The organism is Dysgonomonas sp. Marseille-Q5470, from assembly GCF_951230145.1.
Taxonomy (GTDB): Bacteria; Bacteroidota; Bacteroidia; order Bacteroidales; family Dysgonomonadaceae; genus Dysgonomonas.
In genome coordinates this window covers 237,899-260,390 of record NZ_CATNVE010000003.1, presented here as the reverse complement: position 1 = coordinate 260,390, position 22,492 = coordinate 237,899, and the positions used below count along the sequence as shown (strand labels likewise).

Genomic DNA, 22,492 nt, shown 5'->3' with positions numbered 1-22,492 from the left:
CCACTCCTTTTCTTATTTCGACAAAAAACTTATTTCTATTAATCTTCGTCTTTCTGGCTTTCTGCATATTCTTTCAACAGCTTATCCTGAACATCTGAAGGTACGAGTTCATAGCTGGCAAACTTCATCGTAAATGAAGCACGGCCTCCTGTTAAGGAACTGAGTGAAATAGAATAATTAGACATTTCTTTCAAAGGAACTTTTGCCTTCAAGACTTCTATTCCTCGTTCGCTTTCCATTCCCATGATCATAGCTCGACGCCCTTGCAAGTCACTCATCACATCCCCCATTTTGTCCGAAGGGACAAATACAGATATATCATATATAGGTTCAAGAATTTTAGGTCCTGCATTTTTAAATGCTTCACTAAAGGCATTGCGACCAGCAAGCATAAATGATATTTCATTCGAATCTACCGGGTGCATTTTACCATCATATACAACTACACGAACATCACGTGCATAAGATCCTGTTAGCGGTCCTTGTTCTAGGCGAGACATGATACCTTTGAGGATAGCAGGAAGGAAACGCGCATCAATTGCACCCCCTACAATACTATTCACAAATACGAGTTTGCCCCCCCAATCCAAATTATACGTTTGGGTATCACGTGCCTGCACTTTAAATTCCTGACCATTAAATCTATATACATCAGGTGCAGGCATACCTTCTGTATATGGCTCTACAACGAGATGCACCTCTCCAAATTGTCCGGCTCCTCCCGATTGTTTTTTATGACGGTAGTCTGCACGAGCTGCTTTGGTAATTGTTTCACGATAAGGAATCCTAGGTTCTGAGAAAACAATTGGAATCTTATCATTGTTTTCAATTCTCCATTTCAACGTTTTAAGATGAAACTCTCCTTGTCCTGATACGATCAACTGTTTTAGCTCTTTCGAATTTTCTATTAACCATGTAGGATCTTCTTCGCGCATACGCTGCAATACTTCATTCATTTTTTCAGTATCTTTTTCGTTTTCAGCTTTTATTGCACGACGATATTTAGGATCAGGATATTTTATAAAGTCGAATTTATTATCAACGCCTTTTGCATTCAATGTATTCCCCGTACGAACATCTTTGAGCTTAACTGCCGCACCGATGTCGCCCGCAACAAGCTCTTCTATTTTTGTACGTTGTTGTCCTGCAGGAGCGAATATTTGCCCCATACGTTCTTTAGAGCCCCTATTTGTATTGATAAGATCATCGCCTTCATGTACCTTTCCGCTCATTACTTTAAAGTATGACACTTCACCTACATGAGGCTCAACGGTTGTTTTAAAGAAGAACAAGCTGGTTGGAGCTTCCGAATCCGGTTTTATTTCTTCTCCTTCTGTATTTACCGGAGCCGGTAAATCGCGTACGTAAGGAACTACATTTCCTAAAAACTCCATTGTACGACGCACACACATATCTTTTTCGGCCGACACACAGAAAATCGGATATAAATCACGATGCACTAATCCCCAACGGATTCCCATACGCATTTCATCTTCGGTGAGTGTTCCCTGATCAAAGAATTTTTCCATCAGAGACTCTTCATTTTCTGCTGCGGCTTCTACTAATTTCTGCTTTAAATCTCTTGCTTTTTCCAGTTCTTCATCCGGAATATCAAGCACCTCAGGAGCTCCACCTTCCGGTTTCCATCTGAGCATTTTATATTTTAATATATCAATCACAGCATTAAAACCTTCGCCACAATTGATAGGGTATTGTATTTGTACTGCCTTTTCGCCATACTCAGCTTTGAGTTGAGCGACAACGTTATCAAAGTCAGCCTTAGGATGATCAAGTTGATTAACGATGAAAATAACAGGCTTTTGAAGCTTTTGAGTATATCTCAATTGATTTATAGTACCCACTTCCATGCCATACTGTGCATTAAGTACCATAAGTGCAGTGTCTGTCACATTGAGTGATGTAACAACATTTCCGACAAAATCATCAGATCCCGGACAATCAATAAAATTCAATTTTCGGTTCATCCATTCCACAGAGAAAATGCTGGAAAAAACGGAATATCCATATTCTTTTTCCACAGGGAAATAGTCCGAGACAGTATTTCCATCTTTAACACTTCCTCTGCGTTTAATGACGCCGGCTTCAAAGAGCATGGCTTCGGCGAGAGTGGTTTTGCCCGCTCCCGAACTACCAAGAATTGCGATGTTCTTGATTTCTTGTGTTTGGTAAGTTCTCATGGCTAAATGTTTTTTACATGGTTAATATTATTCCTTTTACCAAATTGCCTCCATTTTGAGGCGATGTTTTCCAAAATTAATGAAATGTTCTGATGAAATAGCAAAAAAACGTATGTTATTTAGTTATAAAAGTTAGCATATAATGAATTTCAACAAAAAGATTCAAAATAAATTATCTACGATTGCTTACCTTTGCTCATATTGAGATAGATGAATCGATGGATACCGAAAAAATAAAAAGCTATATCGAAACTATCATTTCCCTCACAGACGAAGATTGGGAAATATTGAGTACCCATATTGAATATAAAATTCTGAAAAAGAATGAATATCTCTTGCATGAGGGTGTGATCTGCAATTTTATAGCCTTCATTAATAAAGGCGTATTGATATACTGCAAAGAACTGGAGAATGGAAATGGGATGACCACAGATATGGCTTTTGAAGGAGAGTGGGTAACTGATAATTATAGCCGCCTCAAAAGACTCCCTTCTCATCTTAATATAAAAGCTATTGAGGATTGTGAACTCTGGATAATAAAAGAAAAAGATCTGCCTTATCTTTATCAAAGAATACCTTCTCTCGAACGTTTTGGGAGAATACTTACAGAGCAAGCTTTTATAAAAATGACTCAAATGAGTATCGATCTACAAACTCTATCTGCAAAAGAAAGATATTTAAAGCTATTCCGTAATTATCCTGAAATATTTCAAAGAATTCCCCTGCACTATATTGCTAATTACCTCGGAATTGCACCTAAATCTTTAAGCCGTATAAGAAATACGATTTTCAAGAAAGAATAATTTGGTAACAAATGCGGAGTAATCAATTGCTTTTCTATCCGGATATTTGTCATAATTATTAAAATATCAGAATATGAAAAAGCAATTAATAGTATTCATTCTTCTTGGATTGGCAGTTAGTATCTCTGCACAAGAAACAATACCCCTGAAAAACAAGCAAAGCCATGAAGTAAAGCAAGCTTTTGAAGCAGAAAGTTTATTTCCCATGTTTCTTACCGGAGGTTATCATTTTGCCTTAGGGTATAGATATGAAAGATGGAGAGTAAGAGTTAGCGTTATTAATGGTGGATCGTACAATGCTGAGAGAGCGGGGATAAACAATTCAGCCGACGACTTTAAAAGATATTACAAAACCGCTCCGGGTTTATTCTTAGGATATAATGTATGGAAGAATCTTGATATATATACTTTTATAGAAGCTCACAAATTTGAAATTGAACAGAAAGGTACAGGTGTTAAAAAGGATATGAGAAGCCTTGATTTTGGAGGCGGAATTGGTTACCAATTTTTTATATGGCGGAATCTTTATATACAACCGGCTATACATATATATTTGAGAAAAGATAAAAGTCTTGATTTTGATCAGGTACAATACAATATCCCAAATATGGATATCTCACCCGTGCTCAGGATAGGATACAGAATATGGAGTAAATAATTTATCTACACAACCGCGCAGAAGGCTCTTAATTAAATAATTAAGAGCCTTCTATTGTTTTATAGCCACCACTCTTAAAATTGTGATATTTTTTCACTTATCAGAGTCATTTTATCAAGCTTTTGATATAACTTTAGGTTTCTAAATAAAACCTTGTTAACAGCATATACACCTATGGAAAAAATCACGACTAAAGAAGTCCTTGAATGGGCAAAAGACTTTCTCGTAAGAGCAGAAAAAGAGTTAACCCCGGAGGAAGTCAAAGAGCAAAAAAAGTTTGCTTCACTCATTCAAACACCTTCTAATAAAACCGTCTTATCTAAAATGCTCGACGAATCGTCACAGATAAGAGATAAAAAACTTGTTGTTAAGCGAATGAAAGAGCTTATCAACGAATATGGCGTTCCTGATTTCTTTAGCTCATTCGATCGGCTCCAGCTAAAACTTTTTATGAACTTTGGTTCTCTGGCTCCGGGAATAGCAGTTCCTTTATTCAATAGAAGATTGCGTGAAGAGACTAATAAAATAATCATAGCGGAAGAACGCCCTACACTTACAGGACATTTATCAGGCAGATGGAATTCCAAAATAGGGCAGAATGTTAATTTATTAGGTGAAGTTGTTCTTGGCGACGGCGAAGCAAGGAACAGATACGAACATTACCTGGAAGCGTTGAAAGAACCGGATATAAATTACATTTCAATCAAGCTATCGGGTATATATGCTCAAATACACTCACTGAGCTACGAGCAAAACAAAAAAGAGCTTTGCGAATTAGTCGCAACAATTTACCAGCAAGCAATAGATTATCCATATACAGATCAGGACGGAGTAACCCGACCTAAATTTGTGAATCTGGATATGGAAGAATATAAAGATACACACCTTACGCTCGATGTATTCGAAGAAGTATTGAGCATGTCTCAATTCAAGAATTACATGGCAGGTATTGTAATACAAGCCTATCTACCCGATGCAGGATTATTTCAGGAACGCTTATTGAAGTTTGCGAAAAAGCGTGTGACCGAAGGAGGCTCTCCATTAAAAATGCGCTTGGTAAAAGGAGCAAACCTTCAGATGGAAAGTATTGTATCTTCACTAAAAGGCTGGCCAAATCCTATACTATCTACAAAAGTAGAAGTAGATGCCAACTATATGCACATTCTTGACATAGCCTTAGAGCCCGAAAATGCAAAAGCATTACATGTAGGTGTGGCATCGCACAATTTCTTTAGTATTGCTTATGCCTATCTGCTTAGTGAAAAGAACGGCGTTGGCGATTGTGTCACTTTCGAAATGCTAGAGGGAATGGCAAACAATCTTCCGCGAGTAATAAGAGGTTTGAATAAACAAATCATTCTGTACACCCCGGTAGTTAAAAAGGCTCACTTCCTTAATGCTATTTCCTATCTTGTTCGACGTCTGGATGAAAATACAGGAAAAGACAACTTCCTTAGCTATTCATTCAACCTGAAACTTGATAGTCCTCAGTGGAACTTCCTAACAAATCAGTTCCTCGAAGCATATAAGTTGAAAGATAGTATAGTTCCAAAATCATTCAGGACACAGAATAGGAAAGAAAAACCTATCCCTGTAGATATAAATGTATTCCATAACGAACCCGACACCGATCTTGACTTAGGTGCAAATAGAGAATGGGCATTAGAAGCACTGCGCAAATGGGGTACGCTTGTAGACGACAAAAACTTTGTTGTACCTGTTCAGATAGGAGATAAAGAAGTTATTACCGAACACAAAAAGAAGTACTATGATCGCAGCCGAAATGATCAGGTTTGTTTCTGCGAAGCAAATCTATCGTCACTCGATCAGATAAAAGAAATAATAAGTATTGCCGAAGAAGACAAATCGGGCTGGAGAAAAACGGATGTAAACAAACGAAATGAGATACTCCACCAAGTAGCCGAAAATTTAAGTATCAAGCGAGGAGATCTTATCGGATGTATGGCAGCTATCACCGGAAAGACATTCGGAGAGGGAGACGTAGAAGTATCTGAAGCTATCGACTTCTGCCGCTTTTATCCGATTACGATGAAGCAGTTTGCAGGACTAAGTACTGTTGAGTACAAACCAAAGGGTATCATCTTGGTGATTCCACCTTGGAACTTCCCCCTTGCAATCCCTGTAGGTGGCGTTGCGGCTGCTTTAGCCGGAGGAAATACAGTCATCCTAAAGCCTGCTACAGTAGCACTACCAATAGCATGGGAGTTTGCAAAATGCTTCTGGAATGCGGGTGTACCTAAAGATGCGTTACAAGTTGTATGCAGTGCAGATCGCTCTTCGTTAGACTATCTTACTGCTCATCAATCCGTGAAACATATAATACTTACCGGAGGTACTGATACAGCATTCCGACTATTAGAAAACAATCCTAAGACTCCATTATCGGCAGAAACAGGCGGCAAGAACGCAATCATACTCACCGCCAATGGTGATCAAGATCATGCCATACAAAATGTGGTATCATCAGCCTTCGGAAATGCAGGACAAAAATGCTCGGCATGTTCTCTATTCCTGGTAGACAAAACAATATACAACGACGAAAACTTCAAATCGAAACTTCGAGATGCTGTAACAAGCCTGCGTACAGGTAGTGTATGGGATACTATGAATATGGTAGGCCCAATGATAACTAACGACAACGATAAGTTGATGCATGCCATCAACAATCTCGAACCGGGCGAATCGTGGCTCGTAGCTCCGGAGTTTTTGGATGATAAGAAATATATACTCAAGCCTACTGTAAAATGGGGTGTTAAACCGGGTAGCTTTACGTTTAAGAATGAGTTGTTTGCACCTCTATTATCTGTTGTATGCATAGACGGATTGAAAGAAGGAATAGATTATGCCAATTCATCAGAGTATGGTCTTACTGCCGGATTGCAAAGTCTGGATGAAGCAGAGCACGATCTCTGGAAAAACAGTATTGAGGCCGGAAATCTATACATCAACAGAGGTATAACCGGAGCCATCGTAAACCGTCAACCATTTGGAGGAATGAAACGTTCTGCCTTTGGCGGAGGTATCAAAGCCGGAGGTCCTAATTATGTATCATGCTTTGTCGAATTCACAGAAAAAGATGTAACGGGTGGATCTGAATATAAATACAATATAGGTGATCTTCTGACTGATATAAAAGAAAAGGCTCGCCTAAACTTCGCTTACGACAGTTATTCAAAAGCGTGGCTAAATGAATTCTCGAAAGCAAGAGATGTTAATCATCTTTATGGTGAAGAAAACATCTTCCGTTATTTACCTCTCAAGAGTATAGGTTTGCGAATACAAGAATCAGACTCTTTGTGCGATATTCTGTTAATTTTGTTAGCTTCCAACAGATCGGGAACTCCTGTTGTAGTTAGCATTTCGGGTAGCGACGAAAAATTAGAGGCTATAGAAAAGGCGTCAAGCATGCTGTCAGGTGTCCACATCAAGATACAAGACGAAGAAAAGTTTGTAGAAGAAATGGATTCATACGAACGTGTCCGCACTTGTACCTCAGACCTTTCTGATGCAATCTATCGGAAAGCAGCAAAATTAGGAAAGCATATTGCATCCGACAAGCCATTAATTGAAGGACGTATCGAACTGTTGCACTATTTGAAAGAACAAAGTATTGCTTACGAATACCATCGTTACGGTAGCATCTTTGGTGAAGATAATAAATAAGTCCAATTTTTTTGAATGAAGAGAAGAGCCCCCGACCTAGGTTATTAGGTTAAAGGGCTCTTTTTTCATTGGGAATGACTAAACAATCAATCTCTATATACCTAGCATAACGCCGATGGTGTAAGTATTCAGATCAGGCCCTTTATCTTTCTCAAACATCGAGAATGGAGCATAGTAACCATATACACTAACATCCCTTATCCCAACTTGCAACCTCAATCTCATATCTATAGGACGTATATTCAGATCGCGCCCCATATTCACGACTTGCTTTTTATCGTTTTCATAATATTTAACTTGCGATTTGGAATAGTATTTGAAGAAGCCCACTACCCCACCGGATATATGAAAATCTGATACCTGATATTCCAACAAGAGAGGAATAGTTATGTAATATGCCAATAGCTTTGTCGATTTATAATTAACACCCTCCGGAGCAGGAACAAAAGACGTAACGCCATTCACTTGTGTCAAAGCGGCATTATCATCAAAATGATAACGAGACCATTCTGTTCCTATTCCACTAACAAATAACCAATTGGTTTTCCCTATCTGCTTATGAAAGTCAAAAAGGTTGACTGTGAAATTATGAGAGCTACTCATTTTTAATTTTCCGAAAGGAATATCTTTGTCACTATAGTTCATAAATCCCATACCGAATCCTGTCCAGTGAGAACTCAAACTTTTTCGTTTATTCCACGAAAAGATAAAATTGTAGGTCGATCCATTGTAAAGAACACTGCTCTCGTTATCATCCTTGGGTATTAACTCCTGAGTTTCTGTCGTAGATACAATAACGGTATCCCCTGTATTCCTATTTATCTCCTTGATGATCTGTACTGTTTTTACTATCGTATCCTGCAATACAATCTCATCGGCATTTGCGGATATTACAACAAAACAAAAAGCTAAGAACGCAACTATTTTTTTCATATTACTATTGTATTTTTAAACGTTTATCATTCACATAAATAAAAAGATCTTTCAATTTTTTCAGCTCCGAGTCAAGCCTTGCGGGTGGGAAGTTCCCTTTCAGATAAACGATTGTTATCTTATCAGGTTTATTCTTATACAAAATATATTCACCTGTTTTGCCCGATTTGTCTTTGCCTACATAATATGTCCCCGACTCTACTTTTCCATTTTTCTTAACCTCCGATACTATCACATTTTTGTCTATATCAAGTTTCAGGAGATTGAGAACGTCTCTTTCTTTGGCTACATCATTATTCATAATAAGACTTTTATAAAAAGTAATATTACTGCCCTGTGAAAGTATGTCGGACGATAGTTGTACGAGCACAGATCCCTCTTGTTTGCCATATTTGTCAAATATGCTTTTTATATTCAGGTGATCTTGTGCTAAAGCAGACATGGATACAATCTGCAATAAACAATATAACATCAGCACTTTATATTTCATAATTTTCTAATTTATTCAGTAAAAGAATCCAAAATCCCGATTTGGGTGCTCACCACATCATTATCGACTTCTGATACAACGCGAATAGAATTGAGTGCAGCAACACTGACCTCAGCCTCATCCGTAACTTTCTTTCCATCAACATATACAAATGTTCCGCCCATATCATTGCCAACCGATACTGAATTGAATGATCTGATACCTATTATCAATAATATACTAGCGGCAACACTTATCCATACATAAAAAGGTATTTTCTTCTTTTTCTTTTCTACGGCAACCTCTTTTCTTTCTGCTGAAAAATAGTTGAACATAGGTGCATATACCTTATGCCGATCTTCGATCTCGGACTGACGAAAATAATTTCGTAAGATACTTTCCTCTTTCAGGGTAGTTTGCCCCTCAAAGTATTTTTCTAAAAGCAAATCTATATCACTCATCCTATTTTCGTATTACATTATTCATACTCAAAAATTTGTCTCTAACAGCCTTACGTGCCCTCGAAAGGTTTACCCTTACAGTACTTTCCTCAGAGCCTATAATTGCTGCGATTTCGCCCAATTCATATCCATCTACATCTCGCAATGTTATAATATGGCATTGAGTTTCGGGCAAAGAGTCGATAATATTCCTGATGATCAACACACTGTCTTGTTGTTCAGTAAATGTATATGGAGTTATCGAATTTCCGGCAATGGATATACCATCGAGCGAAACATTATGCCTCTCCGCCCTCAACTTATCAATACATATATTTTTCAACGTCTGTATTGCAAATCCACCAACATTAGGATGATTGCTCAACTGAGATCGCTGATTCCATAACCTCAAAAAGGTTTCCTGAACAGCATCCTCAGCATCTACCTCATTAGCCAGCATATTCTTTGCAACATTCTGCAGCTTGTTGCGTAGAGGTACAACATCCGATTTGAACTTTTCTAACTCCATGTATCTAGATAACGAACCACACTGAAATTTGTAACATAAAAAGTAACATTTTAATTATATCACCAAAAACACCTCAATTATCACCTTGCCGAAAAACCAACATAATAAGAACATATACAACAGGATACAAATAAATTAAAAATAAAAAGGTGACAAAAGTGACACTTATTTCACTCTTTTTACTTGTCACTTTTCTGTTACTTTTTTATAAGCGACTTACTTATATAAGACAAATTTATTTATAAAAACATTACAACAGACAAATTAAAATAATTTGATTAGAGTATTTAAAAATAATATTTGATCATTTGATTAAATCAATATTTTAATCTATGTTTGCAGCTCGATTAAGAAGTAAAAGAAATACATCACAAAATGGAAAAAGATATTTCGACAGAAGAAAAAATAAAAAATGCAGCCCGAAAAGTATTTCATGAAAAAGGATATGGGCAAGCCCGAACTCGCGACATAGCAGAAGAAGCGGGAATAAACCTTGCCTTGCTCAATTATTATTTCAGGAGTAAGGAAAAGCTTTTTGATATAATTATGAAAGAAAGTTTACAAGAAATGTTTGGACTAATAGTAAATCTTGTAAACGCAGAAGATATTAATCTTTCTGATAAGATAGACATGATTGTCGCACGCTATATAGATTCTATCTCAAAGAATCCAAATTTACCCCTATTTGTACTAAGTGAAATACAAGCCAATCCTCACAAAATAATAGAAAATGTGGGGCTTAAAGGAAAATCTATCGCAAATAATTTCCTATTTAAACAGATACAGGAACAAATAGACAAAAAAGGGATAAAAGGAGTAACACCACTTCAGATTTTTATAAATATAGTATCTATGTCCATTTTTCCTATCGTAGGAAAGCCTTTATTAATGAACCTGCATGCTCCTTTCGGAGAAAAAGAGTATGAAATATTTATAGAAGAACGAAAAGCATTAATTTCACAATGGATAAAAATGATGCTTCAAATAGATGAATAATAGAATAAGTATGAAAAAATCATTAATCATCATCACATATTCGCTTTTCTTTTCTGCTATGGCTTTTGCTCAAAGCACACTTACCATAGAGCAATGTCAGCAAATGGCAAAAGAAAATTATCCGCTTATAAAACGGTACGGGTTGATTGAGCGGTCGAAAGAGTATAATCTCTCAAATGCCGGAAAAGGCTATTTACCTCAATTCTCATTATCGGCTAAAGCCTCTTATCAATCGGAAGTGACAAAAATTCCTATTGATATTCAGGGCATAGATATCAAAGGGCTGAGCAAAGATCAGTATTCTGCTACAATAGATGTTACCCAAACGATATGGGACGGAGGCGTAATAAGCAGCAAAAAAGATATCACAAAAGCATCATCCTATGCTGAACAAAAACAGCTGGACGTTGATATGTATAAGATAGTCTATCAGGTAAATCAAATGTACTTTGGCATCTTACTCCTCGATGCAAGGTTGAAGCAGAACGCTCTTTTGCAAGAAGAGTTACAACGAAATTTTGATCTGATATCAAGCTATATAACCAATGGAATAGCGAATCAATCAGACTTGGATGCGATAAAAGTGGAGCAACTGAAAACTGTACAAAATAAGGCGCAGATCGTTTCCAATAAAAAAGCTTATTTGGACATGCTAGGTATTCTTATCGGGCAAAAGCTAAACGAAAACATCATCCTGCCAAAACCGAATGCGGACAATTTGACCATATCATCACAAGTAAAACGACCTGAGCTCGAGTTGTTCGATGCACAATTAGTAAATCTAGAAACGCAGAAGAGAGCAATAAAAGCCGGCTACATGCCCAAATTGGGACTATTCCTCACAGGTGGGTATGGAAAACCTGCGCTGAATATGCTCAATAATGATTTCTCGGCATATTACATCGGAGGAATACGCTTGTCTTGGAATTTTGGAAGCTTGTACACACAAAAAAACGACAGAAAACTAATAGAAACCAATCAGGATAATATTGCAACTTCACGAGAAACATTTCTTTTCAATACAAGTTTGGAAACCTCTCAAGAACAAAACGAAATAAACAAAAATAAGGACTTGCTAAAATATGATGACGATATAATCACCCTTCGCAACAATGTAAAGCGGGCAACCGAAGCAAAGGTGACAAACGGAACATCAACCGTCATTGACCTCATGCGTGATGTAAATGCAGAAGATCTTGCAAAGCAAGACAGAATACAACATGAGATAGAATTGCTCCAAGCTATTTACAATTTAAAATATACAACGAACAATTAAACAAGAAGTAAGAAACAACGATATACTTTTCTCTCTACATCAAATGAAAAATAATATATGAAAGCAACAAAAAATATAGTTTATGCAAGCATCATACTCTTGCTTACAGCTTGTGGAAAAGGAAATGGAAACTATGATGCATCCGGCGTTTTTGAGACTACTGAGGTAATTGTATCAGCCGAAGCAAACGGAAAGATTATGCGGCTCAATTTCATTGAAGGGCAACAAGTAGAACAAGGAAAAGCTCTCGGATATATAGACACCGTACAATTATATCTAAAAAAGATGCAATTACTGACTAATACAAGTGCAATAAAGAGCGGACGTGTAGATATACCAAGACAGATAGCAGCTATAAAGCAACAAATTGCAACCCAGAAAAACGAGCAAAAACGATTCGGGAACTTGGTAAAGGCAAACGCTGCAAACCAAAAGCAATTAGATGATATAAATGCACAGATACTTGTTCTTGAAAGGCAGTTAACTGCACAAACGGAATTATTAGAAAATTCGAACAAAAACATATCGGAACAAAGCTCAGGGCTGAGTGTGCAAGTAGCCCAAATAAATGACCAGATACAGAAATCTATTATCAGTAGCCCTATCAATGGGACTATCCTGTCTAAATATGCAGAACAAGGAGAACTTGCAACACAGGGAAGAGCTTTATTTAAAGTAGCAGACATCGAACACATGTTCCTTCGGGCATACATTACTGCAAGCCAGTTGACTCAAGTGAAAATAGGACAAGCCGTAAAAGTATATGCAGATTTTGGAGAGAAAGAAATGAAAGAATATTCAGGAACTATAACTTGGATATCGGATAAGTCAGAGTTTACTCCTAAAACAATACAGACTCGAGACGAACGGGCTAATTTGGTATATGCCGTAAAAGTAGCTGTAAAGAACGATGGATATCTAAAGTATGGAATGTACGGAGAGTTAAAATTGAATTAAAACACAAAGCTATGTTGAAAGAGCTGATAAATAGTGACACCAAACTTATTTGTGATACGCTTGCCGAAAAAGGGATGCTTACGATACATGATCTCGAGGTAATAACAGGCTATAGAGAAATGTATATTTATCTGGCTCTTGGATGGTTATCTAAAGAAAATAAGATTAACTATATGGAGAAAGATGATGACTTGTACATTGAATTGAATGCATAAAATATGAAAGCTGTTTCAGTTCAAAATATAAAAAAAAGCTATATATCTGTACAGGCTCTCAACGACATAAGCTTCGATGTAGAGCAAGGAGAGATATATGGCATTATAGGACCCGATGGTGCCGGCAAAACAAGCCTTTTCAGGATACTTACTACCTTGCTGCTTGCAGATAGTGGCAATGCCAGGGTAGATGGTTTGGACATTGTGAAAGACTATAAAGAAATACGGAACAGAATAGGCTATATGCCGGGAAGATTCTCGCTCTACCAGGATTTAAGCGTGGAAGAGAATTTAGAGTTTTTTGCTACGGTATTTAATACAACCATACAGGAAAATTATCACCTGATAAAAGATATATATCAACAAATAGAGCCTTTTAAGGATCGAAAAGCAGGAAAACTATCCGGCGGTATGAAACAAAAGTTGGCATTGTGCTGCGCATTGATACATAAGCCTGCCGTCCTATTTCTGGACGAGCCTACTACAGGAGTAGACCCTGTGTCGCGGAAAGAATTTTGGGATATGCTTAAGATGTTAAAGGAGCAAAATATTACGATACTTGTATCCACTCCATATATGGACGAGGCTAAGCTCTGTGATCGTATAGCTCTTATTCAAAACGGGTCTTTCCTCGATGTAGAAACACCACAGAATATAATAAAACGATATCCCGAGATATTATGGTCTGTACAGTCTGATGATATGTATAAACTCCTAAAAGACCTCAGAAATCATAGTATGATAAAAACATGTTTTGCGTTTGGAGAAGTACACCATATCACAGTAAATAAAGATTTCTCTATAAATAAACTGAATGAATATCTGGCAAACAGCGGACATACAGGCATTGACATACACGAGATAAATCCAAGTATAGAAGATTGTTACATGCTATTGGCTCAAAACGAAAAACAATGAACGAAACGGTTATACATACAGAAAAACTGACAAAGAAATTCGGGAATTTCACAGCTGTAGATAATATATCTTTTAGTGTAGAAAAAGGTGAAATATTTGGATTCTTAGGAGCTAATGGTGCAGGCAAAACCACAGCGATGCGTATGCTTTGCGGATTAAGCTATCCAAGTTCGGGGAAAGGCTTCGTTGCCGGATACGACATATCGAAGGAACAAGAAGCTGTAAAGAAGAGCATCGGCTATATGAGTCAAAAATTTTCCTTGTACGAAGACCTGAAAGTATGGGAAAATATCAGGCTATTTGGAGGAATATACGGAATGAAAGAAAAGGCTATTGAAACTAAAACCGCCCAAAAACTGGAGGAACTGGGCTTTGCAAAAGAACGGAATACACTGGTAAAGGAATTACCGTTGGGTTGGAAACAAAAGCTTGCCTTCTCTGTGTCTATATTCCATGAACCCAAAATTGTATTTCTGGACGAACCTACAGGTGGAGTAGATCCCGCTACCCGCAGACAATTTTGGGAACTGATATATCAGGCTGCCGACAGAGGAATTACTGTATTTGTTACAACCCACTATATGGACGAAGCCGAGTACTGCAATCGTATTTCAATTATGGTAGATGGCAAAATAGAAGCGTTGGATACACCAAAGAATCTGCGCCACCGGTTCAATGCCAAAAATATGGATGAAGTTTTCCAACAACTGGCACGAAAAGCAAAACGCTCTGATAATTGATATTATGAAACAATTTCTCTCTTTTGTAAAAAAAGAATTCTACCATATATTCCGCGATAAGCGCACTATGCTGATCTTGCTGGGAATGCCCATTGTGCAGATCATTATATTTGGCTTTGCTATAACCACAGAGCTCAAAAATACAGAGATTGCAGTATTCGACCTCTCGAAGGATATTTCAACACAGCGCATCATCGAACAACTTGAAGCAAGCGAATACTTTACAGTCTCGCAAGTTTTGAACAGTTCCGATGATATTGAACAGGTTTTCAGGCAAGGAAAAGTAAATATGGTAGTTGTATTCGGAGAAAATTTCAACAACAACTTGTTACATACAGGAGAAGCCTCTATACAACTCATAGCCGATGCTACAGACCCCAATCAATCGCTTATGCAAACAGGGTATGCTACAAATATAATATCGTCATATCAACAAGAATTGATGCGTGAGTATAACGTTCCTTTCCGCATAGTACCCGAAGTAAAAATGCTGTATAATCCTCAGTTAAAAGGCGCATACAATTTCGTACCCGGCGTTATGGGACTTATCCTTATGCTGATATGTGCCATGATGACATCTATAGCCATTGTACGCGAAAAAGAAATGGGCACAATGGAAGTTTTGCTCGCTTCGCCGATAAAGCCTATTTATATCATTCTGGCTAAAGCAGTACCATATTTTACGCTATCGGTAGTGAATCTCACTTCGATATTGTTATTATCATATTTCGTCCTCAAAGTACCTGTAGCCGGAAGCTTGTTTTGGCTTGCTGCAATATCGTTCATATTTATTGCGGTAGCACTATCGCTGGGGCTGTTTGTATCTACTATTGCAAATACGCAAGTAACAGCAATGCTAATTTCGGGAATGGGCTTTATGATGCCCGTCATGTTGTTATCAGGCATGATATATCCGATAGAAAGTATGCCTGAAGTACTACAATGGATATCAAATATTATTCCTGCTAAATGGTATATCGATGCCATAAAAAAACTGATGATACAGGGCGTAGGTGTCGAATTTATATTGAAAGATATGGCTATTCTCGTATCTATGTTCATATTACTGATTACAATAAGTTTGAAAAAGTTTAAAGTTAGATTAGGTTGATTATCATGATAAAATTTTTGATCGAAAAAGAGTTTAAACAGATTATGCGGAACTCATTTCTTCCGAGATTAATCATAGGCATGCCAATTATGATGATGCTCATTATGCCTTGGGCTGCCAATCAGGAGATAAAAAACATTAAGCTAAGTATTGTTGATAATGATCACAGCAGCTATTCCGAAAGATTAGTCCGCAAGGCAACCTCATCCGGATATTTTCATCTTACGGATGTCTCTTCATCGGGTGATAAAGCTTTGCATAGTATAGAGTCGGGTAAAGCAGATGTTATACTCGAAATACAACCCGATTTTGAGAAAAACCTCGTAAAAACAGGAGTGGCTAATGTTATGATATCAGCAAACACGGTCAATGGCGTGAAAGGCTCACTAAGCTCTTCATATATGGGTGCTATACTATCCGATTTTTCATCGGATATCAGAGAAGAATGGTCTCCCAAAAGAGAGGGTGGAGCATTACCCCTTATCAACGTCGTCCCTCAGTACAAATTCAATCCTAATTTGGATTATAAAGTCTTTATGGTTCCGGCATTGATGGTAATACTACTTACACTGCTAACCGGCTTTCTACCGGCACTAAACATTGTAAGCGAAAAAGAAATGGGTACAATAGAGCAGATGAACGTAACTCCCGTAAATAAATTTACATTCATTTTAGCAAAGCTTATTCCGTACTGGGTTATCGGATTCACGGTGCTTACTATCTGTTTTGGGTTCGCAGCATTTGTCTATAATATATTACCCGTTGGCAGCCTGTTGACAATCTATCTTTTTTCGGGAATTTATATTCTGGTGGTATCCGGATTCGGACTGGTTATCTCCAACTATTCAAATACCATGCAGCAAGCTATGTTCGTGATGTTCTTTTTTATAATGATTCTGATATTGATGAGTGGTCTGTTTACTCCGATAAGCAGTATGCCTGAATGGGCTAAGATTGTTACGATCTTCAATCCTTTGAAGTATTTCATACAAGTGATGCGAATGGTTTATCTCAAGGGTAGTGTATTTATGGACTTAACCACACAGATGTTTGCATTACTGGGATTTGTAGTTTTTTTCAATACTTGGGCTATCATCAGCTATAAAAAGACAAACTAAAAAAGTAGGAGGAGGCTTATTATCACAACAAACCTCCTACTTTATCAACCTATTTTAACATTCAAAATGTTATTCTATTTTTTCCATAATTTTTCCATATCTTCTAACGTCTTACCTTTTGTTTCAGGTAAACGTTTCCATACAAATAATGCAGCAATAACGGCAAGTGAGCCATATACCCAGTATGCAAATCCGTGATTGAACATAGTTACTAATGTATCGTTCTTGTCCATGATAGGGAATGTCCAAGAGATTAAGAAGTTTGATACCCATTGTGCAGCTACAGCAATAGACATCACACTCGAACGTACCGAGTTAGGGAATATCTCTGCGAGCATAACCCAACAAACAGGTCCCCATGACATAGCGAAACCGGCTGTATATGTAAGCATAAACACAAGTTTCAATGTACCGGGTAATCCTTGAGAAAAAGATGTTCCCAAGCCAAGCATAGATACTGCCATCACTAAAGCTCCTGTAATCAACAGCGGCTTACGTCCGAATTTATCAACAGTCATAATAGCCAATACTGTAAACGACAGATTGATAATACCTACTATGATAGTTTGTAACAGAGCCGAGTCTGTACCCGATCCCATACTCTTAAATATTTCGGGAGCGTAGTATAACACAACATTGATACCCACAAATTGCTGAAATGCAGATAAAAGTACGCCTGTCATTATAATCAGGAATCCGTAAGATTTAACAGGAACATACAATGCTATTACAAAGCTGGCTATCATAGAGATTTCCAACGCACTTGAAACTCCGACTAACGATAGCGAAATAAGACCCACAACAAATAAGATAAGCCATGTCATCATAAAACGATAATAAGGTTTTAATGATGCTGTTTCTTCATTATCAAAACTTTGTCTTATCTCTACCATTTCCTGCTTAGCCATTGTGCTACCTACAAGCTTGGTAAGAATACCTTCTGCCTTTGCGGTGTGACCTTTCATCACAAGCCATCTTGGTGTTTCGGGTGCAATAAACAATAACAAGAAGAATATGACTGATGGAATAGCTAGCGAAGCAAACATCCATCTCCATCCTGTTGTATGAAGCCACTCTGTGTCTCCTTGTTTTGCTATAAAATAATTTACAAAATATACTACCAGCATACCAAATATAATGGCAAACTGATTGAGTCCTACAAGGCTACCTCTCTTGCTGGGAGGTGCTATTTCTGCGATGTACATAGGAGAGACCATCGAAGCTATACCAACTCCTACACCACCGATTATACGATAAAAAACAAAATGATATACAAAAGAGTGATCTCCTGCACTAGGCATCTGGAAACCTATTTCGGGCCATGCAGACCCTATTGCTGCTAATAGAAATAAAATAGCCGCAGCAAACAATGCTTTTTTACGTCCAAAAGTCTGACTTACCCAACCTGCCATAGCCGCACCAAAGATACAGCCAATCAGAGCACTACTTATCACGAAGCCTTCCATTGCATTGGCCTCGTTCAATGATAATCCCATCGGCTCTATAAAAAAGTGACGGAGCGACTCTACCGTACCTGAGATAACTGCCGTGTCGTAACCGAACAGCAATCCACCCAGTGTGGCAATCAGTGTCAGTTTTAGCGTATATGATTTACTCGCTTCATTTTTCATTGGTCAATAATTATTTAAGGAACAAAGGGATTGTTTTAAAAGCAATTTATATTTTCTAGTTGTCATATCGAACGAAGTGAATTGAAAAATCTTCGTTACACTCAGAATGACAAAAGTGAGGAACTTTTGATAAGAATGCTATTACTTTTAAAAACAATCCCTAGTTATATGTTTAGATATACATATTTACAATAGCCTCATAAAGCTCTTGCTTACCGCTTATTTGCTTAGGTTCGCCAACTTTATGTGCAATTGTGCGTAGATCTTCAAGAGTTAACTTGCCATCTTCAAAAGCTTTACCTTCTCCACCATCGAATGAAGCATAACGCTCTTTACGTAATTTGTTGTAATCTGAGCTTTGAAGAATATCAGCAGCAACCAATAAGCCACGAGCAAACACATCCATACCTGAGATATGAGCAATAAACAAATCGTCCATATCTGTAGAATTACGACGTATTTTAGCATCGAAGTTCACACCACCATTTCCTAATCCACCGTACGGTAACAATACCAACCATGCATGAGCAAAATCATAGATATCGAGAGGGAACTGGTCTGTATCCCAACCATTCTGATAATCTCCGCGGTTAGCATCTATACTACCTAATAGACCCGCATCAGCAGCAGCCTGCAATTCGTGTTCGAATGTGTGACCTGCAAGAGTAGCGTGGTTAACCTCAATATTCACTTTGAAATCTTTGTCTAAACCATAGTGACGAAGGAAGCCGATAACAGTTTCTGTATCGAAGTCATATTGGTGTTTAGTAGGTTCCATTGGTTTAGGTTCGATAAGGAATGTACCTTTGAAGCCTTGTTTGCGAGCATAGTCACGAGCCATTGTCAACATTTGAGCCAAGTGATCCTTTTCACGCTTCATGTCGGTATTCAACAAGCTCATATAACCTTCACGACCTCCCCAGAACACATAATTAGATCCGCCAAGAGCGATAGTAGCATCAATAGCATTCTTTATTTGAGTTCCCGCACTTGCAACTACATTAAAATCAGGGTTTGTTGCAGCACCATTCATATAACGTTCGTGGCTGAAAACATTTGCTGTACCCCAAAGAAGTTTTACTCCCGAAGCTGCTTGTTTTTCTTTTGCATAGTCTACTATTGTATGCAAGTTCTTTTCATATTCTGTCCAAGAATTCCCTGCATCTACCAAGTCTACATCATGGAAGCAATAATAGTTGATTCCCATTTTGGTCATGAATTCGAAAGCTGCATCCATTTTATATTTTGCACGGCTGATAGCATCGTCTCCGATATTCCACGGGTGATGAATAGTTGCTCCACCAAATGGATCGCCACCATTAGCACATAGTGTATGCCAATATGCCATTGCAAAACGAGTCCAATCTTTCATGGTCTTTCCCATTACCACTTTGTTTTCGTCATAAAAACGAAATGCTAACGGATTTTTACTTTCTTTTCCTTCAAATTTGATTTTTCCAATACCCGGAAAAAATTCTTTTGTTCCTTTTAAAATTTCCATGATTATAGTTTTTATTTTAAATGATTAATAATTTTATTTTTTAGTTACAAGATTACGCCATTGTTGATATGCCTCCCTATATTGATCTCTCTTATCTTTCTCAGGTTCTATGACTGCTAATTTTTCGAGAGAAGCAAAAGCTTCCTGAGGTGTGGCATAAAGCCCTATACCAATACCAGCTCCTTTAGCTGCTCCGGCAGCACCATCTGTATTATACAACTCGATAGTCACATCACTTACACTGGCTAGTGTTTGCGAGAAAATCGGGCTTAGAAACATGTTCGCATATCCGGCTTTCACTGTAGAAATATTCATACCCATCTCGCGCATAATTTCCATACCATATTCGTAAGAGAACACGATACCTTCTTGTGCTGCACGAAGAATATCTTTCTTGTCATGGATGTTAAAATTGATTCCATGTATCGAGCAATTAACATCTTTATTTTCCAATACACGCTCGGCTCCATTACCAAAAGGAATAATACTAATACCTTTCGCTCCAATAGGTGATTGAGTAGCCAGAGCGTTCATATCGCTGTACGATAAGCCTTCAAGAGCCAAATTTCGTTTCAGCCATGAGTTAAGAATACCTGTTCCGTTGATACAAAGCAGCACTCCAAGTCTGATTTGTTCCGGCGTATAGTTAACATGCGCAAAAGTATTTACACGCGATAGTTTATCATAGTTCAGCTGATCCAAGACTCCATATACAACACCCGATGTTCCGGCGGTAGAAGCTATTTCTCCCGGCTCAAACACATTGAGAGAAAGAGCATTGTTAGGCTGATCGCCTGCCCGATAAGAAACCGGGATACCTTCTTTTAAACCAAGTTCTTTGGCTGCCGAAGATGAAACATAGCCTTGTATACCAAAAATAGGTTTTATCTCAGGGAAAAAGCTCTTCGGTATTCCATAGTGATTCAGTACATCTTCAGATAACGTATTTGTCTTAAAATCCCAGAAGATGCCTTCTGACATTCCCTCGATAGTAACAACGATATCATTTGTTAATTTCATCCCGATATAATCACCGGGTAGCATCAGTTTATCTATTTTTTCATAGATATGAGGTTCATTTTCTTTTACCCACGCTAGTTTAGATGCAGTAAAATTACCCGGAGAGTTGAGCAAATGACTCAGACATTTTTCCTCACCGATGGCTTTAAATGCCTTTTCGCCATAAGGTACAGCACGACTGTCGCACCATATTATAGAGGGACGGAGTACATTTTTATCTTTATCTACGAGCACCAACCCATGCATTTGCCAGGTAATACCGATAGCTTGTATATCGTCTCCTTTTGCTCTCGACTTTTGCATCACAGATTGATGTGCAAGTTTCAGGTTTGCCCACCAGTCGGCAGGTTCTTGTTCTGCCCACCCCGATTTTACAGCTGTAATTTTCATTTCCTCTTTCGGAAAAAAGTCTGAAGCAACAATTTTACCTGTGCTGGCATTTACCAGACAAGCTTTTACCGAAGAGCTACCAATATCATATCCTAATAAATACATGATAGATGAGTGTTTTTATGTTTTTTTAATCGATTATATACTTGTTTTCAACTTATTATAAGCCTTTTTGTCAAATTTATAATAACGGGCTGCACGATGAGATACATCTTTTTGTTTCTCCTCCAAAGGAATAACATAACTCATAGCTGCTACCTTCTTATGGAAATTGCGTATATCAATTTTCTTATTATATATTGCTTCATACAGTTTATGCAACTGACTTATCGTAAACTTCTGAGGTAAGAGCTCAAAAACTATAACAGGATTGTATTCTATCCATCGGCAGATCTCTACGAGTGATTCTTTCACGATCTGATTATGGTCAAATGGCATTTGTGGTATTTTATCAATCGGACACCATTCTGTTTGCTTATATTTCGAAACATTATTCAATTTCCGATCCACCTTACAAAGAGATAAATACGCAACAGTAATCAGGCGATTGATATTTGGCTGATAAGCTGTGTCGAGCCACTTTCTATCATCCGGGTTATTGGATCTGCCCGGTGAAGCAAAACAACGAAATTGCTTTAACGACATCCTCTTTATCCCTGTAAGCTCAAATAAAACACGATTTGCAGCGTCATCCACATCTTCTTGGTCATATATAAGGCTTCCGGGAAGTTTCAGGTCTTTTTTCCTTCTTTTATCAGTGTTACGCTGTACCAATAATATATTCAACTTGTCGTTCTCGAATCCGAACACAACGCAATCGACAGAGACATAAGTGTGAATGAAGTTTATTTTCATGGTAATCCGGCTATAAAACTTATTGTACTAAGTACAAATATATAACTTCA

General features: G+C 37.7%; 19 protein-coding genes and 1 pseudogene. 11 read left to right on the top strand and 9 right to left on the bottom strand.

From position 1 onward, the window contains the following. Positions 1–38: 38 nt before the first annotated feature. The gene (gene fusA2 / locus QOX35_RS07135; RefSeq protein ID WP_283686336.1) at positions 39–2,198 is read right to left on the bottom strand and encodes an elongation factor G2; all 2,160 of its coding nucleotides are present in this window, start codon (positions 2,196–2,198) and stop codon (positions 39–41) included. A gap of 182 nt (positions 2,199–2,380) precedes the next feature. Here fusA2 and QOX35_RS07130 point away from each other — a divergent pair, with 182 nt between their 5' ends. The 3 genes from QOX35_RS07130 to QOX35_RS07120 all read left to right on the top strand — a co-directional run bounded on the left by QOX35_RS07130 (position 2,381) and on the right by QOX35_RS07120 (position 7,343). Further along, positions 2,381–3,001 (top strand): Crp/Fnr family transcriptional regulator, encoded by a 621-nt coding sequence (locus QOX35_RS07130; RefSeq protein WP_283686335.1) that lies wholly within the window; start codon positions 2,381–2,383, stop codon positions 2,999–3,001. A gap of 73 nt (positions 3,002–3,074) precedes the next feature. Beyond that, positions 3,075–3,659 carry a hypothetical protein gene (locus QOX35_RS07125; protein WP_283686334.1) on the top strand — a complete coding sequence of 195 codons (585 nt, stop codon included), beginning with the start codon at positions 3,075–3,077 and terminating at the stop codon, positions 3,657–3,659. Positions 3,660–3,833: 174 nt separating this feature from the next. Beyond that, positions 3,834–7,343, top strand: coding sequence for a bifunctional proline dehydrogenase/L-glutamate gamma-semialdehyde dehydrogenase (locus tag QOX35_RS07120; protein WP_283686333.1), 3,510 nt, complete (start codon positions 3,834–3,836; stop codon positions 7,341–7,343). A gap of 93 nt (positions 7,344–7,436) precedes the next feature. Here QOX35_RS07120 and QOX35_RS07115 read toward each other — a convergent pair whose 3' ends face one another. The 4 genes from QOX35_RS07115 to QOX35_RS07100 are packed head-to-tail and all read right to left on the bottom strand — an operon-like array spanning position 7,437 to position 9,714. Next, positions 7,437–8,276 (bottom strand): hypothetical protein, encoded by an 840-nt coding sequence (locus QOX35_RS07115; protein WP_135103882.1) that lies wholly within the window; start codon positions 8,274–8,276, stop codon positions 7,437–7,439. A gap of 4 nt (positions 8,277–8,280) precedes the next feature. Next, complete coding sequence (locus QOX35_RS07110) at positions 8,281–8,766, bottom strand: DUF6108 family protein (protein ID WP_135103881.1); 486 nt, start codon at positions 8,764–8,766, stop codon at positions 8,281–8,283. A gap of 11 nt (positions 8,767–8,777) precedes the next feature. After that, a complete protein-coding gene (locus QOX35_RS07105) occupies positions 8,778–9,206 on the bottom strand; it encodes a PG0215 family putative anti-sigma factor (protein ID WP_283686332.1) in 429 nt (142 codons plus the stop codon). 1 nt (position 9,207) lies between these two features. Further along, positions 9,208–9,714 carry a GFO_1088 family ECF-type sigma factor gene (locus QOX35_RS07100; RefSeq protein WP_283686331.1) on the bottom strand — a complete coding sequence of 169 codons (507 nt, stop codon included), beginning with the start codon at positions 9,712–9,714 and terminating at the stop codon, positions 9,208–9,210. A gap of 375 nt (positions 9,715–10,089) precedes the next feature. On the opposite strand from QOX35_RS07100, the gene QOX35_RS07095 reads away from it, so the two are divergent. The 8 genes and pseudogenes from QOX35_RS07095 to QOX35_RS07060 all read left to right on the top strand — a co-directional run bounded on the left by QOX35_RS07095 (position 10,090) and on the right by QOX35_RS07060 (position 17,045). Further along, positions 10,090–10,710, top strand: a complete 621-nt coding sequence (locus QOX35_RS07095) for a TetR/AcrR family transcriptional regulator (RefSeq protein WP_283686330.1) — start codon at positions 10,090–10,092, stop codon at positions 10,708–10,710. A 10-nt stretch (positions 10,711–10,720) separates the two neighbouring features. Then, positions 10,721–11,986, top strand: coding sequence for a TolC family protein (locus tag QOX35_RS07090; protein WP_283686329.1), 1,266 nt, complete (start codon positions 10,721–10,723; stop codon positions 11,984–11,986). A gap of 57 nt (positions 11,987–12,043) precedes the next feature. After that, positions 12,044–12,943 (top strand): HlyD family secretion protein, encoded by a 900-nt coding sequence (locus QOX35_RS07085; protein WP_283686328.1) that lies wholly within the window; start codon positions 12,044–12,046, stop codon positions 12,941–12,943. 11 nt (positions 12,944–12,954) lie between these two features. Beyond that, positions 12,955–13,158 (top strand): winged helix-turn-helix domain-containing protein, encoded by a 204-nt coding sequence (locus QOX35_RS07080; protein WP_283686327.1) that lies wholly within the window; start codon positions 12,955–12,957, stop codon positions 13,156–13,158. A 3-nt stretch (positions 13,159–13,161) separates the two neighbouring features. Next, the gene (locus tag QOX35_RS07075) at positions 13,162–14,076 is read left to right on the top strand and encodes an ABC transporter ATP-binding protein (protein WP_283686326.1); all 915 of its coding nucleotides are present in this window, start codon (positions 13,162–13,164) and stop codon (positions 14,074–14,076) included. Positions 14,077–14,084: 8 nt separating this feature from the next. After that, positions 14,085–14,816, top strand: a pseudogene (locus tag QOX35_RS07070) (ABC transporter ATP-binding protein); the annotation flags it as partial. 4 nt (positions 14,817–14,820) lie between these two features. Further along, on the top strand, positions 14,821–15,927 hold the full coding sequence (locus tag QOX35_RS07065) for an ABC transporter permease (protein ID WP_283686325.1): 1,107 nt from the start codon (positions 14,821–14,823) through the stop codon (positions 15,925–15,927). A 5-nt stretch (positions 15,928–15,932) separates the two neighbouring features. Beyond that, complete coding sequence (locus QOX35_RS07060) at positions 15,933–17,045, top strand: ABC transporter permease (RefSeq protein ID WP_283686324.1); 1,113 nt, start codon at positions 15,933–15,935, stop codon at positions 17,043–17,045. 74 nt (positions 17,046–17,119) lie between these two features. Here QOX35_RS07060 and xylE read toward each other — a convergent pair whose 3' ends face one another. The 4 genes from xylE to QOX35_RS07040 all read right to left on the bottom strand — a co-directional run bounded on the left by xylE (position 17,120) and on the right by QOX35_RS07040 (position 22,442). Then, positions 17,120–18,676 carry a D-xylose transporter XylE gene (gene xylE, locus QOX35_RS07055; protein WP_283686323.1) on the bottom strand — a complete coding sequence of 519 codons (1,557 nt, stop codon included), beginning with the start codon at positions 18,674–18,676 and terminating at the stop codon, positions 17,120–17,122. 172 nt (positions 18,677–18,848) lie between these two features. Further along, positions 18,849–20,177, bottom strand: coding sequence for a xylose isomerase (xylA, locus tag QOX35_RS07050; RefSeq protein ID WP_135103870.1), 1,329 nt, complete (start codon positions 20,175–20,177; stop codon positions 18,849–18,851). A gap of 33 nt (positions 20,178–20,210) precedes the next feature. Then, positions 20,211–21,692 (bottom strand): xylulokinase, encoded by a 1,482-nt coding sequence (locus tag QOX35_RS07045; RefSeq protein WP_283686322.1) that lies wholly within the window; start codon positions 21,690–21,692, stop codon positions 20,211–20,213. Between the two features lie 33 nt (positions 21,693–21,725). Beyond that, on the bottom strand, positions 21,726–22,442 hold the full coding sequence (locus tag QOX35_RS07040; protein ID WP_135103868.1) for an NUDIX hydrolase: 717 nt from the start codon (positions 22,440–22,442) through the stop codon (positions 21,726–21,728). Between the last annotated feature and the right edge of the window lie 50 nt (positions 22,443–22,492).

What these genes read in the sequence shown, in the direction of transcription:
- fusA2 (WP_283686336.1), bottom strand. Translation starts at nt 2,198, where the DNA reads ATGAGAACTTACCAAACACAAGAAATCAAGAACATCGCAATTCTTGGT.
- QOX35_RS07125 (WP_283686334.1), top strand. Translation starts at nt 3,075, where the DNA reads ATGAAAAAGCAATTAATAGTATTCATTCTTCTTGGATTGGCAGTTAGT.
- QOX35_RS07120 (WP_283686333.1), top strand. Translation starts at nt 3,834, where the DNA reads ATGGAAAAAATCACGACTAAAGAAGTCCTTGAATGGGCAAAAGACTTT.
- QOX35_RS07115 (WP_135103882.1), bottom strand. Translation starts at nt 8,276, where the DNA reads ATGAAAAAAATAGTTGCGTTCTTAGCTTTTTGTTTTGTTGTAATATCC.
- QOX35_RS07110 (WP_135103881.1), bottom strand. Translation starts at nt 8,766, where the DNA reads ATGAAATATAAAGTGCTGATGTTATATTGTTTATTGCAGATTGTATCC.
- QOX35_RS07105 (WP_283686332.1), bottom strand. Translation starts at nt 9,206, where the DNA reads ATGAGTGATATAGATTTGCTTTTAGAAAAATACTTTGAGGGGCAAACT.
- QOX35_RS07100 (WP_283686331.1), bottom strand. Translation starts at nt 9,714, where the DNA reads ATGGAGTTAGAAAAGTTCAAATCGGATGTTGTACCTCTACGCAACAAG.
- QOX35_RS07095 (WP_283686330.1), top strand. Translation starts at nt 10,090, where the DNA reads ATGGAAAAAGATATTTCGACAGAAGAAAAAATAAAAAATGCAGCCCGA.
- QOX35_RS07090 (WP_283686329.1), top strand. Translation starts at nt 10,721, where the DNA reads ATGAAAAAATCATTAATCATCATCACATATTCGCTTTTCTTTTCTGCT.
- QOX35_RS07085 (WP_283686328.1), top strand. Translation starts at nt 12,044, where the DNA reads ATGAAAGCAACAAAAAATATAGTTTATGCAAGCATCATACTCTTGCTT.
- QOX35_RS07080 (WP_283686327.1), top strand. Translation starts at nt 12,955, where the DNA reads ATGTTGAAAGAGCTGATAAATAGTGACACCAAACTTATTTGTGATACG.
- QOX35_RS07075 (WP_283686326.1), top strand. Translation starts at nt 13,162, where the DNA reads ATGAAAGCTGTTTCAGTTCAAAATATAAAAAAAAGCTATATATCTGTA.
- QOX35_RS07065 (WP_283686325.1), top strand. Translation starts at nt 14,821, where the DNA reads ATGAAACAATTTCTCTCTTTTGTAAAAAAAGAATTCTACCATATATTC.
- QOX35_RS07060 (WP_283686324.1), top strand. Translation starts at nt 15,933, where the DNA reads ATGATAAAATTTTTGATCGAAAAAGAGTTTAAACAGATTATGCGGAAC.
- xylE (WP_283686323.1), bottom strand. Translation starts at nt 18,676, where the DNA reads ATGAAAAATGAAGCGAGTAAATCATATACGCTAAAACTGACACTGATT.
- xylA (WP_135103870.1), bottom strand. Translation starts at nt 20,177, where the DNA reads ATGGAAATTTTAAAAGGAACAAAAGAATTTTTTCCGGGTATTGGAAAA.
- QOX35_RS07045 (WP_283686322.1), bottom strand. Translation starts at nt 21,692, where the DNA reads ATGTATTTATTAGGATATGATATTGGTAGCTCTTCGGTAAAAGCTTGT.
- QOX35_RS07040 (WP_135103868.1), bottom strand. Translation starts at nt 22,442, where the DNA reads ATGAAAATAAACTTCATTCACACTTATGTCTCTGTCGATTGCGTTGTG.